Here is a 13049-nt window from a genome sequence, read left to right on the forward strand (position 1 = left end):
CGACGCCATTAGGAAATTCTCATAAGAGGCTGCCTAGCGGTTGGGCCATGCGACGATTCATCTGCGGAGAAGCACAATGACATTGCGAAAGACACTCCTGGCATCCCTTGCCATTCTTGCGCTCACGGCCGCGCCGGCGCTTGCCGGCGCCGGCGGTAATGGTGGCGGCCATGGCAATGGCGGCAGCCATGGTGGCGGCAACGGCAACGGCGGCAACGGAAACGGCGGCGGCAACGCCGGCGGTAAAGGCAACGGCAACAGCGGTGCTTCGCACGGCAAGTCGGCCACGGCCCCGGGCCACAACAAGGGCACCGACAGCGCTTCCGACGACGACAGCTCGACCGACGACACGACGACGGCTGCCACGCCGAAGGAGAAGAACCTTCACGCCAAGCTCGGCCGGCTGAACTCGCTGCAGCGCAACATCAACGCCTACATGAATTCCAAGAGCAAGAAGTTCGCCGGCATCCAGGCTTACGTGGCGCAGGCCGCGGCGGCCCAGAACGCGCAGGCCGCGGTTGATGCTGCCCAGACGGCTGTGGATGCCGCCCAGGCCAAGCTCGACGCGCTGAACGCCCTTGCGAACGATCCCACGACCCCGGCCGACAAAGTCCCGACCGCTCAGCAACTCGCCGATGCGCAAACCGCGCTGACCGAAGCGCAGGATGCGCTCACTGCCGCACAGGACACGGCGACAAATACGCCGCCTCCGACCGACGCGTCCCTCGATACGGCTCTCGCCGACATGGCCAACAAGCCGGTCGACGCCGACGTCACCGCTTGGGCGAAGGATACGCTGGCAGGCAAGATCGACGCCGTTGCCGCTGCCACGGCGACGACGACCACATCGACCACAACGACCCCATAAGGCCGGTCGAACCGACCAGAGGGCGAACGAAGACGCCGCCGGGCCTCGCCCGGCGGCTTTTCTGTGTCGGCGGCCGCACATTTGGGGTCTCAGAAAGGAAAATGGCTCGCCTCGATCGAGGCGAGCCAAAGCGGGAGCCGCATGGTCGGGTGTCGGTTCCCGCCACAGGTTGCCACCTGTTTTGACGAAAGGCCGGCGCTTTCTTGGAGATGAAATGTTCGGGCGTTGCCGACGTTCTTTTCGCAAAAGTATCGTACCGCGATACACTTATCGCTGGCCCCATAGGCGGGCAACAACTTTTAACGTTCGAGCCGCCGGCCACGCGGGATTGCATGAAGCCCCTGGCGGAGCCTCCTGACCGTCAATGGGTCAGCGCCGGCCTAATGCGATTGGCGCGTCGGACCTCAGTCGCCTTGTATTCGGTGGGCCACAACGCCAATGTATCCTGCACTCCCTGTTCTTGCCCGCCACGGTGCATGGCTTAGACACCGCCGCCCCCGGCGAACCGAGCCCAGCTACAGGGAAGTAAGGAGACGACAGTCGATTCCTCGGGGATGTAGCTGTCCCTTCATCGAGCCCGCCACTGGTTCAGGCACCAGTAGGCGGGCTTTTGATGATCGGCCTAGAGCAATTCCAGGAACAGTATGTGAGCGGCTTTCCGTCCGGAATTGCCTAAAACAACGAGATAAGGCCTTCCGTTTCCGTGAAACGGTGAAACGCCCTAATCGGCGTGATCGAGGAGGCGGGTAGGATCGGTTCGACCCGTGCTGTGCTTGGCCCCGGCGTGATCGATGCCTTCGACGGTGATGGCGAATGTTCCGTTCTCGGTTCTGCCGATGAAGCCCTTCGCCTTGAGGTACCACAGATGGAATTCCAGGTGCTCGCGGGGGCAGCCCGACAGACGCTCGAGCTCTTCGTCACCGATGCCCGGATTGTTGACGTCCCGCCGGCGCCTCACATAGAGAAGCGACAGCAGATTGGCCTGGATGACGCTATCCCTCTCCATGCCGCCGCCGTCGCGCGCGCCTTCCGTGAGCTCGTGACGAAGGCCCAGATGCTCGCGATAAAGGATGTCGTACTGTGCCCGTTTGACCGGATCGCGAAGCGTATTGTGGGCTTCGACGATCTCGCTGAAACGCGATTCATTGCCGGTTTCCCGATTGTCGGGATGGTAGCGCATGGCAAAGTAGCGGAAGATCCGCTCGATGGTCTCAGAATTGGCGTTCGGGCTTATTTCCAGAAGTTCGTAATAGTCGATGAACATGTAATCGTGCTTCCGAAATTACGGAAACCACCCCCAAATCCAAGCATCGCCCAAATGCCGCGCGCTTGCAAGGCGCAGCCGGGCCGGTCCCGAACCGCTGCGGCCGGCGCAAATGCCCCGCCGCAATTTGCACGAACTTCGAGCCGGATTTGGGACGTTGAAGCACACGCTTTCGCCCGCCTGCCAGCAGGGAAGGGACGTCTTGGTAGGCGCGCTGGTTCGCGGGCGCCTGATCGGCGAAAAGGCTTGCTCTGGTGTACGGAATGGAAGCTTACGGACCGATCCGCGACCGCGGTGGAATAAATTCCGCACTCTGCTACGCTAGCTATGTTTGAAATTCAGGTGGCAACCTGGATGGGAGCCGACCTCAAGCCCGGCTCCCTTTTTGGCTCGCCTCGAAAGAGGCGAGCCATTTTTTTGGCGAACCCGCCGGCCCGCCTCGCAGCTTTCGCCCGAAAGCGGCACCGACTTAAGTGCGCCATGGCTAATATGGCTTGCAAGATGTAGACTTCGTGGAGTCGGCTTTAGAGGCATTGGGAGGACAACAAAATGCCACGGGTTTCGGAGCTTTTCTTCAAGACAGCCATAGTCTTTCTSATCCTGGGYATCGCCRCCGGGCTGCAGATGGCGATTTCGGGCGATCACGGCGCCTTCCCGGCGCWTGCCCACATCAACCTTCTTGGCTGGGTCACCAGCGCCATCTTCGGCGGCTACTATGCGCTCAACCCGGCCAAGGCCGAACGCCGCGTCGCCATGATCCATTACGGCCTCTACACGGTCGRCATCGTCATCATGTTGCCCGCGCTCTACTGGATGCTGGCTGCAGGCCATCCGGAGATAGAGCCGGTCGTGGCGATAGGCTCGCTGATCGTTGCTGCTGCGGTGCTGGTCTTTGGCTTCGTCGTCTTCTCGTCGCCGGAGACGGTGCGCTCGGCCTCGCCGGCCACCGCACGCTAGTCTAGCTCAGCAAACTCGGCAGGATTGYAGCCAGCCCGGGCTATAGTTCCGACGGCTGCAAGCCTGCCGTTTGYGTTGCTCCGCGCGGCAATTCGTTAAGGGCGGTCGCCGACGGCGATGCAAATTTACGGTGCTTCGGAGCCCTGATACCGAGAACGTAGCCCGGCTCCTGCATTCGAGCAAAGTATGTAGCGTGCCGGGCTTATGYAGCGCGGCCGCCTCCCAGGCCGCTGCCAACCGCGAAATCCCACGCAAAGCGATCAGGGAAGCAGTGTCGGGAACAGCCGCAAGATGAGAGCGTGGATGATGCCGTCGCGCTCGAACGGACCGGGTATCTTCGCGGGCGCCGAGCTTGCGTCCGCCTTGCCTTCGTCGGTCACGCGGGTTTCGCCGTGCACGAGCCAGAGCACGGCCACGAAATAGCCGGCCTGCAGAACCACGGCCGCCAGGAACGTCCAGCCGATCGCCATCCAGCCGGATCCCGTGGACATGAAGGTCCAGCCGAGGATGACCAGAAGCGTTGCCGCCATTCCCACAAGAAACTGCGGAAAATACATTTGCCCAACCGAGCGCYGCGAYCACATTCGGCCAWCGGCGATCTCGCCCATATCTCTACCCATCTTGACCCATGCACCTTTTCCGGGTGGACCGCAAGCTTGAACGACCTGCCGGCTGGTCCATCGCCCTTTCGTCCGGTCCCGATAGGGACGACGGACGCAGGACTTCCGTGTGACAACTGGGAATTGCGCCGGATCGTTCCCTCGGCGGTGGGATTAACACACCTCTGATGGACCGCAACGCATGTGCAGTCGGATGCCGAGCGTGTTCGCATGTCTATGGACGAAAAAAGGCCCGCACCTAGGCGGGCCTTTATCCGCTATGCTGACCTGGTCRGCTCAGGATCACAACGATCTTGTAGGTATCCGGGTCAACGATGACGATCCGCCCGTCGGCCAGCACGAAATACTCATAGGACTCGTAGGCAGGCACGATCTTCACGATGCGGGCCGGCAGACGGTGCAGACGCACCTTGTGACGCGGCACCTCGACGCCGACCGAGACGTCGAAGCTGACATCGCGAACCGGCTCGACATGGGTCTCATGAATGACCTGGGTGATCTGCGTCTTTTGCTCCACCGTCACGTTGTTGATCGAGGCCGTCTTGTTCTGGTCGGTCTCGACGTTGGTGTTGCCCTGGGCATTCTGCTCGGTCTGCATCTTGGTATTGCCCTGAGCGTTCTGTTCGGTGGTGGTCCCGGTCTTACCCTGGGCATTCTGCTCGGTCTGCATCTTGGTATTGCCCTGAGCGTTCTGCTCGGTGGTCGTGCCGGTCTTACCCTGAGCCTGCTGGTCAGTCTGGGTCTTGGTCTTGTTCTGGGCATTCTGTTCGGTGGTCGTACCGGTCTTGCTCTGGGCATTCTGCTCAGTCTGCATCTTAGTGTTGCCCTGAGCGTTCTGCTCGGTGGTGCCGGCCTTGCCCTGCGCCTGCTTCTTCTTCAACTGTGTGTTGTCCTGGGCGTTCTGATCGGTACCGGTGCCGGCCTGACCCTGGGCCTGTTCATCGGTCTTCATCTTGGCCTTGCCCTGGGCCTGCTCTTCGGTGTTGGCGCCGGCCTTGCCCTGGGCGTTCATTTCAGTCTTCGATTTCATCTCGCCCTGAGCCTGCCCGCCAGCCTTGCCACCCTTCTGACAATCGGCCGTGCCGGCCGCGCAATTATCGCCGCCGCTCGGCTGTGCGGACTCGGTCTGGGCCATCGCGGCGCCGCAGCCGACGCCGAGCGCAATCATGCTCGTGATAAGCAGGTGTTTCATGGGATTTCTCCTCGGAAAGTTCGGTCCCTTCGTTGAGAAAACCCCGYCCGAAAAGCATTGTTCCGAAATTGCTGCGCCGGGGCGCAGATGATGGTTTCGCGGAACACGGCGGCGGTATTTTTGCGAGTCCGAGTCTGAATTTTGCAGGAACAAGGGTAGGCGAATGGCGTTACGGCAATGCCGACCCGCTGTGGGAAATCGCAGGCGCAGCATCGAGGCGATTTGATACAGTCCACATAGGAGAGACAACCAATGAAAATGCACTTCACCTCCGCCGCCGCTGGCTTCCTACTTCTGGCAGGCATTGGCGCCGCTGCCGCGCAGGATGTCGTCATCGCGCCTGAGCAGGAAACCGTCATCAAGGAATATGTGCACAAGCAGCCGCTGGCCTCAGTGAAGGTGCCGGGCGTCGAGTTGAATATCGGCAGCACGCTTCCCGATACGGTCGAATTGCACGAGGTGCCGAACGTCAAATACCGTTATGTTGTCGTCGACAACCGGACGGTGATCGTCGACCCGGGCACGCGCAAGATCGTAAAGGTCCTCGACTGATTGATACTGCGTCAAATCGGACGGCCCGCCGCCGGTCCAGGCGGCGGGCCGTTAACCGGTTATTATTTTGTTACCATGTGCTAACGGAACCTTCCCCCTGCGCTTGAGTTAGCGGCTCTGGGTCCGCGCTGTCTCAGAGACAACACAAATCAATGGCAGCGTGGGGACTCGGGCGGCGGCGAACAGGTATGGGCGGGCGAGGAGGAGACTAACCGACATGTCGAAACGTGAAATCGGAACATCCCGTTCGCTCGGGATGCGGGTGGCCGATCTTAAGGCCAGAATGCAGGACGCCCGGATCACGGAGCATGAAATGAAGACCTTTCAGAAGGTCGCCGCCATTATGGGGGGCGGTGAAGGCTCCCTACGCATCGACGCGGACGACTTGATCGCCGCGTCCTTTGTCACCGAGGCGCTCGGCGAATCGGCGTCGAACTGATAGYGCTGTCAGCCAAAATCYTTGAGAAATGAAGTCGACCGTCAGCCGGCGAGGCGGCGGTCTGCAGGCGTGCGGGGCGGTGCTGCAATGTCTGCCGGCTTTGTATGCGCAGACCGAAGATCCAAAGCCGTATGACGGAGTGCGAGCGTTCGATCGCCTCAAAGGAAAATGGCCTTTGTCAGGTTGAGCCAAGGTCTATCCAGGCACGTGCCGGTTCTGGGCTCGGCTTTCGCGCGCCCGGCTGCGCCTGATCTTTGCTTCGCGCAGCACCACGACCGGATCGGCACCGGTCCACTCGATCCCCGCCTTCTTCGCAAAGATCAGGAATGCCTGCCGCGCCTCGTCCAGATCGATCTCTGCGGCACGCGCCGCCTCGCAGGAGCGCAGCGCCGTGAGGTAGCTCTCGTCCCGCGCAGCCGGCGGCCACTCCTTGAGAAAGTTCTGCATCGCGGTCAGCGAGGCGATTTCGCGCTTGAAACCGGCACCGACTGCGATCGCCACCGGGGACCRAAATTCGATGTCGCTTCTGATGGAATCTTTTCGCATGACGCCGCCGCCTACGGTTTCAAAGTCTTGAGAAGTTTCAGTACCTTCCAATGCTGGGCCGATGCGAAGGTTCCGCCCAATCAATTAGTCGCTGCTGACGGAACAACACTTCGCTCGCCGCGTTTGCCCCCGGAGCTCAAATGTTCGACGTGCCTATGTTTCCGCCCGCGGAAGCAAGGCGGAGCTCGCCAACGCAACAGGAGAGAAACGATGAAAACCACCCTCATTCCAGCTGTAGCTGGCCTGGCACTGATGGCCGGTATCGGCATCGCGGCCGCGGACGAGGTGATCGTCACCCCCGAGCAGCAGACCGTGGTCAAGGAGTATGTCCACAAGCACCCGATCGCCTCGGTGAACGTGCTTGGCCTTGAGCTCGGCGTCGGTTCGACCGTGCCGGATACGGTCGAACTGCAGGAGGTTCCGGATGTGAAGTACCGTTACGCCGTCGTCAATGACCACACGGTGCTGATCGACCCCGGCACGCGCCGTGTCGTCCAGGTGATCCAGTAACGTGTGATCCCCCGAGGAGCCCGGTCCATCTGCAGGATCGGGCTCTTCTCCTAAGTGGACATAGGGCGTAGGATCAACAGCGGGTTTGGGAGGCAACGAGGAGGAGTCGTTGCCATGCATCATCCACACGTCGAATCGCCGAGTGTCGCCGCCATGGTCGACAAGCTGCTGGCCGAGCACAGAACCGRCCTGCTGTCGATGCAAGAGGCAATTTCCCTGCTGCGCCAGCGTACAGGAACCGACCGCTCTGACGCGGATTTGGCCGGATTGATTACAAAGAAGGCAGCGCATCTGGGCGTYGCGGTCGTCATCGACGGACACTGAGCGAAATTGCCGTCAAAGTCGATCGCTTGCATGCGATAGCGAAGACGCCGCGTGAAAATTCGGCTAATGTTCGCGCCGGGGACCGTCCCAACAYCAGGAGGCGACAGTGACGGACGACAGGCACGAACGCATTCGCCAGCGGGCACACGAGATCTGGGAGCAGGCCGGCCGGCCCGAGGGCGCCCACATGGAGCATTGGGATCAGGCGACCGCCGAGATCGATGCCGCAGGCAAGCCGAAGGCGAAGAGTTCGAAGAAGGCCGCCGCCAAGGCCGAGAAGCYCAAACCCAAGGCCCCCGCCAAGGCAAAGGCGGTCAAACCGAAAGCCAAGGCCTGATCTCCGGCGACCGCCGCTGCCAAGCCTCATTCGATCCACGGAAGGTGAAGGCGCGGCCGTGTCTCGCGCTTCGATTCCCGGCACGTCGATTTGTGGCGCCCTGTATCGGCAGCACCGAGCCTTCCCCTCACTGCCCATGGCGGCCGGCTGACCGGCACGCTCGGCATTGCCTTCGCCGGCAGTCAGGTCGGCGGCAGCGCGGGGCTGCAGTTCAGCTGGTAGGCGGGGCTACCGCCGTCCTTGCTTTCCGGCGTATCGCGCGACCGCGCACAGGAAAGCCAGCGCGGCCGTGTCGCAGGCGGCCCGCGACGGCGACGGACCCTTGGCGAAAAGGACCGCGTCCGCGACGGGGATAGTCAGGCCGTGCTTCCGGGCGAATGAGGTGACTTCGTAGGGTTGGTCGTCGGGCTGTATGCCGATGTCGATGCGCTGGTCCATCAAAACGAATTCCTCCCTGGTATGCGGCTTACCCTCCTTCGCCTGAGAGGAATTAACCACCGGCCGCTCGTGCGCGTCCACCAATTGGCAATTGTGTGAAACGATGCATTTTGCGACGGGTGGCCTAAGGGTTGCAGCGCTGCGATTGTCCGGACTCACCACGCATCGCTCGACCGGGCAAACCTTATCCCCGCCGCCGTCATCGCGCTTTCGCATTCGCTGATCAGCCTCAGATTGCGCGAATATCGCGCCACAGTCTCCGGCAGCCAGGCCGCGCAGGCCTCGACATAGGCGCGGCCATGCACCAGCGTGCCGGTCGAAAGCCGCTCGTCCTTCTCGGCGATCACTTTCAGATATTGCCGGATGAAGCGGATGTCGTCGGCGATGTCCTGGCTGGCCATGCGCCATGCGCCGGCAAGACGTTCGCGCTCGGCGAGCGGCAGTGGYGACAGCAAGGGGCGGGAGAGGTCGGYGAAAGCGGCATGGTTCGCGGTGTCCAAGCAAGTCCCCTCAAAAGAAGGGAAGTATCGTACTTTATGTACGAAAAGTAAGCAAGCGCGATTCGTACAATTTGAACGATAAAGCGGCTATAAAGAATCCGCGAAAATCTCATAACCGGCCATCTCCCCTTCGGGGGAGATGAGGCTCCCCGCCCAATTGGCTCTGCAAAAAAACGCTTCCCCTTTCGCTCGAACAGTGCTTTAACCGGCCATCCACAGGGGTGCTCCGTACGGTCGGGGCTGAGATGGTGGCGGCAAGCCTCCGGACCCTAAAGCTGATCTGGATAATACCAGCGGAGCGAGGCGGGCCATGTTTTCCGGCGCACAGATTTCCCTTTATCCCATGGCCGACGATTTCGTCGGCGTCATCCTTGGCGCGCTCGGTGCGCTCGACCCTTACCGCGACAGGCTGCGGATCGAGACCGACGACATTTCAACGCTGCTGGTCGGGCCGCCCGAAGTGCTGTTTCCCGCAATGCGTGACCTGTTCGTGGCGGCCGCCAAAAGCGGTAATCATTGCGTGCTGTCGGYCGCGGTCTCGCGCGGCTGCCCCGGCGAGCCGGACGACCCGATCTGCCGCTCCGACGAGATCGGCGGCCCGGCGATCCCGCTCGAGGAACGCAAGGYGGCCGCGCTCAGTGCCGTGCATGCGACACCCTCGACCAGCCAGGCGGTGGCGGCGCAGTTCTCGCTCTATGTGATGGGCACCGGTGACCACATGGACGAGATCTATGGCTGCATCGACTTCCTGAAACAGTCCGGCGTCTTCGAGCGCTCGAAGCATTTCTGCACCAAGCTGCGCGGCGACGCCGGCGCGGTGTTCGCCACGCTGAACGAGGCGTTCTGCCGCTTCGGCCCTGGCGCCGGGCATGTGACGCTCGACATAACGATTTCGGCGAACAGCCCGACCGCGGTTTGAGCCCGCGCAAGCTCGAGCTGTCGAGGTAGATGTCGTGGCTGTTTGGTACGATCCGTTGCGCGGGGGAGAGGGCGCTTCGTCGAGAGAACTTTCGACGATTGGCGAAAGCGGTCGCGACGGCCAATCTCCCGCGCAAGGGGAGAGATTAACCTTCACGCGAACCTTCGCTAATTTCTTCCCCGCCGCACTGGCTTTCGCCCTTTTCCTCACCGCCTGGGAGCTCTACGCCCGCTTCGGCGGCATAGCCCCTACTGTGCTCCCCGCGCCGTCCCGCGTGCTGGCGCAAGCCTGGGAGAATCGCGCGGCACTGGCCGACAACACGCTGCCCACCATCCGCGCCACGCTGGCCGGCTTCGCCTTCTCTCTCGTCGCAGCCTTCATCCTCTCGGCGCTGGTCGATTTTTTGGCCCCCCTGCGCCGGGCGCTGTTCCCGCTGCTGATCGCCAGTCAGACCTTGCCGCTGGTGGCGATCGCGCCGCTGGTGGTGTTGTGGTTCGGCTTCGGGCTGTTGCCGAAGATACTGCTCGTGGCTTTGGTCACCTTCTTCCCGATGATGGTGGCGCTGGTCGAGGGCTACGCCGCCACGAGCACCGAAATCAGCCAGCTGCTCGCCGCCATGGGGGCAGGGCGCTGGCGCATCTTTTGGCTCGCGCGGCTGCCGTCGGCGCTGCCCTATTTCTTCGCGGGCCTGAGGATCTCCATCACCTATGCGGTGGTGGGCGCGATCTTCGCCGAATATGCGGGCGCGGCGAAGGGGCTGGGTATCTACATGCTCAGCGCCAAGAACAATTTCCGGCCCGACCTTGTGCTCGCGGCGGTCGCCGTCAGCTCGGCGCTGACGCTGGTGTTGTTCGGCCTTGCCGTGCTGGTGCAGCGCCTGGCCATGCCGTGGGAAAATGCAAAGGGCGAAAGGGCGGGGCATGGCGGCAACAGGCCTTCCGGGGAGGGCCGGCGATGAAGCGCCTCGAGCTCCGCGACCTGCGCAAAAGCTTTGGCGCGYTCGAGGTGCTGGCCGGCATTTCGCTTCATGTCGCGGCGGGTGAATTCGTCTCGATCCTCGGCCCTTCCGGTGCCGGCAAGTCGACATTGTTCCAACTGCTCACCGGCGCGATCCGGGGCGAKGGCGAGATGCGCTTCGACGGCGCGCCGCTCGACGGCGCCCGCTTCGCCTTCATGCCGCAGCGCGACGCGCTGATGCCGTGGCGGCGCATCATCGACAATGCGACGCTGGGGCTGGAAGTGCAGGGCATGAAGCGCAGCACGGCGCGCGAGCGCGTGGCGYCGTTGTTCGCCGAGTTCGGTCTTGCCGGCTTCGAGCGCGCCTGGCCRGCCGAGCTGTCCGGCGGCATGCGCCAGCGCGCGGCGCTCTTGCGCACCGTGGTGCAGCAGCGCGACATGCTGTTGCTCGACGAGCCTTTCGGCGCGCTCGACGCGCTGACCCGCGCGGCTATGCAGCGCTGGCTGGAGACGATCTGGCGGAGCCACCGCTGGACGGCGCTGCTTATCACCCATGACGTGCGCGAGGCCGTGCTTCTGTCCGACCGCATCTATGTGCTGTCCGAGCGCCCCGCACGGATTGTGCGTGAAGTGGCGGTGCCGCTGCCGCGCCCGCGCACCGAAAGTGCCGAGCTCGCCCGCGAGGCGGCGGCGATCGAGGCCGACATCCTCGACACGCTGCTTGGCCGGCCGGTCCCAATCAACGAACACCCGATGGAGAACCGAAATGATTGATATTACCCGCCGCCAGGCGCTGCTTCTGGCCRCCAGCCTGCCATTTGCCGGAGCCRCCACGCGTGCCCGGGCCGCATCRCAAAAGATCACCGTCGCGCTCGACTGGACGGTCAACACCAACCACGTTGGCCTGTTCGTGGCGCGCGACAAAGGCTTTTACCGCGACGCAGGCTTGGAGGTGGAGATCCTGCCCTATGGCGACACGGGTTCGGGCACGCTGGTCGCCAGTGGCAATGCCGATTTCGGCATTTCCGGCTCGCTCGGCCTGTTCACGCAAAAGAGCGCCGGAGCCGACCTGAAGGCCGTCTATGCCGTCGTCCAATCGGAGACCGGCCGCGTCGTCTTCAACGCCGACCGCACCGCTATTCAAAGTCCGAAAAATCTCGACGGCCTGACCTATGGCGGCTTCGGCAGCGCCTGGGAGAATGCGCTGCTGCAGACCATCATCCGCCATGACGGCGGCAAGGGCGATTTTTCGACCGTGACGCTGGGCACCTCCGCCTACGACGCACTGGCCAACGGCGCGGTAGATTTCACGCTGGAAGTCTCGACCTGGGAAGGCGTCGAGGCCGAGCTGAAGGGCCTCAAGCAGCGCAGCTTCCGCTACGCCGATTACGGCGTGCCGGACGAGCACACCACGCTGATCGTCTCCAGCAACGCCTACCTCGTCGCCAACCCGAAGGCCGCCGCGGCCTTCGTCCAGGCGACGCGGCGCGGCTACGAATTCGCCGTGGATCATGCCCAGGAGGCAGGCGAGCTGCTGATCGCCGCCAACAAGGACACGCTCACCAACCCGGCGCTGATCGATGCATCGCTGAAGGCGCTGAACGACGGCCATTTCCTGAAGAGCGCAAACGGCGCCATCGGTACGATGGACAAGGCCAAGATGGAAGCGATGGGCGGGTATTTGTTTGCCTCGGGGATATTGCTTGACGGCAACGGCAAGGCGTTGAAGGACAAGCCGGCTTTGGGCGCGTATTTCACGAACGAGTTTCTGGGGTAGCGGCCAAGCGCCGAAGGAACGCGGCTTTGCGCCGGGACCTTGCCGGGAAATCCGGTGCGGAGCCTAATTCTTGACGATGGTGCGAAGCAGCGAGGTTTTGATGTGCCACCCCGGTTCGCCTTGCAGCGACAGGGCGGCTTCATAGAATTTCGCCATGGCCGGACACAGGCCCGGAAAGTCCGGGTTGGCGTTTGAGACGGCCTCCATCTCGGCCGGCGTGCCCCCGATCTTTTTGAAAATGTCAGCGACCAGCGACCAATCCTGATCGCTGGGCGCGACCGTCGGCAGGCCGCTTCTTTTGGCGGCGCCGTAGGCGCGGAACAGCGCGGCGCCGATCCTGTCCATGTCGGCCAGGAAATCGTGGCCGGGCGCGCTGATCGCGTCCGGCCCGTTGCGCAGGTAATTGTTGCAGGTGGCCGGCGTTTCGCGCGCCATGACATGATTGAGCATGTCGAGTTGCGCCGAAAGCACTTCCCAAGCATTGCTGTCGGGGGCCGTGGGCAGCAGCGGTGCATATCTGTGCCGGAGATCGGCGACCGCCTGCCTGCTGATATTGCGCACTTCTGTTTGGTTTCCAGCCTGGGCCGCGGCAGTGATCTTGCGCAGCATCGCATCGTAGTCGTCCGGAAATTCCCGGGCGATGGCCTCGAAGATTCCGAGATTCTGCTTCCGGATCTCGGCATCGATGTCGGCGGTGGTCAGCGTCCGGGGCGGCATCGCCATTGGCTGATGGTGGCGATGTCCRCCGCCGAACATCGTTGGCATCACGTTAGACCCAATGATGCTCACGGGGACGACCGCCACCACTTGCAGCCATTTCCAAGGTGACATCCGCCTGCGCTCCGACAC

Annotated in this window: 18 protein-coding genes and 1 riboswitch; of the genes, 11 read left to right on the plus strand and 7 right to left on the minus strand. The window is 62.8% G+C overall.

Annotated features, from left to right (window positions below):
• Nucleotides 1-76 precede the first annotated feature (76 nt).
• Complete coding sequence (locus LCM4576_RS36470; RefSeq protein WP_071030853.1) at nucleotides 77-868, plus strand: hypothetical protein; 792 nt, start codon at nucleotides 77-79, stop codon at nucleotides 866-868.
• Nucleotides 869-1589: 721 nt separating this feature from the next.
• Here LCM4576_RS36470 and LCM4576_RS05170 read toward each other — a convergent pair.
• Nucleotides 1590-2132, minus strand: a complete 543-nt coding sequence (locus LCM4576_RS05170) for a DnaJ domain-containing protein (RefSeq protein ID WP_041009393.1) — start codon at nucleotides 2130-2132, stop codon at nucleotides 1590-1592.
• 549 nt (nucleotides 2133-2681) lie between these two features.
• On the opposite strand from LCM4576_RS05170, the gene LCM4576_RS05180 reads away from it, so the two are divergent.
• Nucleotides 2682-3089, plus strand: coding sequence for a hypothetical protein (locus LCM4576_RS05180; protein WP_071030855.1), 408 nt, complete (start codon nucleotides 2682-2684; stop codon nucleotides 3087-3089).
• Between the two features lie 260 nt (nucleotides 3090-3349).
• Here LCM4576_RS05180 and LCM4576_RS05185 read toward each other — a convergent pair whose 3' ends face one another.
• Both LCM4576_RS05185 and LCM4576_RS05190 read right to left on the minus strand, forming a co-directional pair.
• Nucleotides 3350-3646, minus strand: a complete 297-nt coding sequence (locus LCM4576_RS05185) for an exopolysaccharide production repressor protein (RefSeq protein WP_040980514.1) — start codon at nucleotides 3644-3646, stop codon at nucleotides 3350-3352.
• Between the two features lie 313 nt (nucleotides 3647-3959).
• Entirely contained in the window at nucleotides 3960-4901 is a 942-nt protein-coding gene (locus tag LCM4576_RS05190) for a DUF1236 domain-containing protein (protein WP_071030856.1), read from the minus strand.
• A 252-nt stretch (nucleotides 4902-5153) separates the two neighbouring features.
• Between LCM4576_RS05190 and LCM4576_RS05195 the strand changes: the two genes are divergently transcribed.
• Together LCM4576_RS05195 and LCM4576_RS05200 are read left to right on the plus strand one after the other, a co-directional pair.
• Nucleotides 5154-5453, plus strand: coding sequence for a DUF1236 domain-containing protein (locus LCM4576_RS05195; protein WP_040980518.1), 300 nt, complete (start codon nucleotides 5154-5156; stop codon nucleotides 5451-5453).
• Nucleotides 5454-5670: 217 nt separating this feature from the next.
• Complete coding sequence (locus LCM4576_RS05200) at nucleotides 5671-5892, plus strand: hypothetical protein (protein WP_040980520.1); 222 nt, start codon at nucleotides 5671-5673, stop codon at nucleotides 5890-5892.
• A gap of 195 nt (nucleotides 5893-6087) precedes the next feature.
• Here the strand turns inward: LCM4576_RS05200 and LCM4576_RS05205 are convergent, their stop codons facing one another.
• The gene (locus LCM4576_RS05205) at nucleotides 6088-6489 is read right to left on the minus strand and encodes a DUF982 domain-containing protein (protein WP_244510643.1); all 402 of its coding nucleotides are present in this window, start codon (nucleotides 6487-6489) and stop codon (nucleotides 6088-6090) included.
• 159 nt (nucleotides 6490-6648) lie between these two features.
• Between LCM4576_RS05205 and LCM4576_RS05210 the strand changes: the two genes are divergently transcribed.
• The 3 genes from LCM4576_RS05210 (at nucleotide 6649) to LCM4576_RS05220 (ending at nucleotide 7609) form a co-directional block, all read left to right on the plus strand.
• Nucleotides 6649-6948, plus strand: a complete 300-nt coding sequence (locus LCM4576_RS05210) for a DUF1236 domain-containing protein (RefSeq protein WP_040980524.1) — start codon at nucleotides 6649-6651, stop codon at nucleotides 6946-6948.
• Between the two features lie 114 nt (nucleotides 6949-7062).
• Nucleotides 7063-7272: a hypothetical protein gene (locus tag LCM4576_RS05215; protein WP_071030858.1), complete on the plus strand. Its 210-nt coding sequence runs from the start codon at nucleotides 7063-7065 to the stop codon at nucleotides 7270-7272.
• A 106-nt stretch (nucleotides 7273-7378) separates the two neighbouring features.
• Nucleotides 7379-7609: a DUF2934 domain-containing protein gene (locus LCM4576_RS05220; protein WP_071030859.1), complete on the plus strand. Its 231-nt coding sequence runs from the start codon at nucleotides 7379-7381 to the stop codon at nucleotides 7607-7609.
• A 228-nt stretch (nucleotides 7610-7837) separates the two neighbouring features.
• Here LCM4576_RS05220 and LCM4576_RS05225 read toward each other — a convergent pair whose 3' ends face one another.
• Complete coding sequence (locus LCM4576_RS05225) at nucleotides 7838-8047, minus strand: hypothetical protein (protein ID WP_040980534.1); 210 nt, start codon at nucleotides 8045-8047, stop codon at nucleotides 7838-7840.
• Between the two features lie 155 nt (nucleotides 8048-8202).
• The gene (locus LCM4576_RS05230) at nucleotides 8203-8547 is read right to left on the minus strand and encodes a hypothetical protein (protein WP_071030860.1); all 345 of its coding nucleotides are present in this window, start codon (nucleotides 8545-8547) and stop codon (nucleotides 8203-8205) included.
• 207 nt (nucleotides 8548-8754) lie between these two features.
• Nucleotides 8755-8867, plus strand: a riboswitch (TPP riboswitch).
• Here LCM4576_RS05230 and LCM4576_RS05235 point away from each other — a divergent pair.
• From LCM4576_RS05235 to LCM4576_RS05250, 4 genes are all read left to right on the plus strand, one after another.
• Entirely contained in the window at nucleotides 8858-9466 is a 609-nt protein-coding gene (locus tag LCM4576_RS05235) for a YkoF family thiamine/hydroxymethylpyrimidine-binding protein (RefSeq protein ID WP_071030861.1), read from the plus strand. Its footprint overlaps the riboswitch before it by 10 nt.
• Before the next feature lie 187 nt (nucleotides 9467-9653).
• Complete coding sequence (locus tag LCM4576_RS05240) at nucleotides 9654-10424, plus strand: ABC transporter permease (RefSeq protein WP_071030985.1); 771 nt, start codon at nucleotides 9654-9656, stop codon at nucleotides 10422-10424.
• On the plus strand, nucleotides 10421-11197 hold the full coding sequence (locus LCM4576_RS05245; protein WP_071030862.1) for an ABC transporter ATP-binding protein: 777 nt from the start codon (nucleotides 10421-10423) through the stop codon (nucleotides 11195-11197). Before LCM4576_RS05240 ends, LCM4576_RS05245 begins: the two co-directional genes overlap by 4 nt.
• Entirely contained in the window at nucleotides 11190-12200 is a 1011-nt protein-coding gene (locus tag LCM4576_RS05250) for an ABC transporter substrate-binding protein (protein WP_071030863.1), read from the plus strand. Before LCM4576_RS05245 ends, LCM4576_RS05250 begins: the two co-directional genes overlap by 8 nt.
• 63 nt (nucleotides 12201-12263) lie before the next feature.
• Here LCM4576_RS05250 and LCM4576_RS05255 read toward each other — a convergent pair whose 3' ends face one another.
• Nucleotides 12264-13031 (minus strand): hypothetical protein, encoded by a 768-nt coding sequence (locus LCM4576_RS05255; protein WP_071030864.1) that lies wholly within the window; start codon nucleotides 13029-13031, stop codon nucleotides 12264-12266.
• Nucleotides 13032-13049: the final 18 nt, after the last annotated feature.

This window comes from Mesorhizobium sp. LCM 4576 (assembly GCF_001854815.1).
GTDB classification, from domain to species: domain Bacteria; phylum Pseudomonadota; class Alphaproteobacteria; order Rhizobiales; family Rhizobiaceae; genus Mesorhizobium; species Mesorhizobium plurifarium.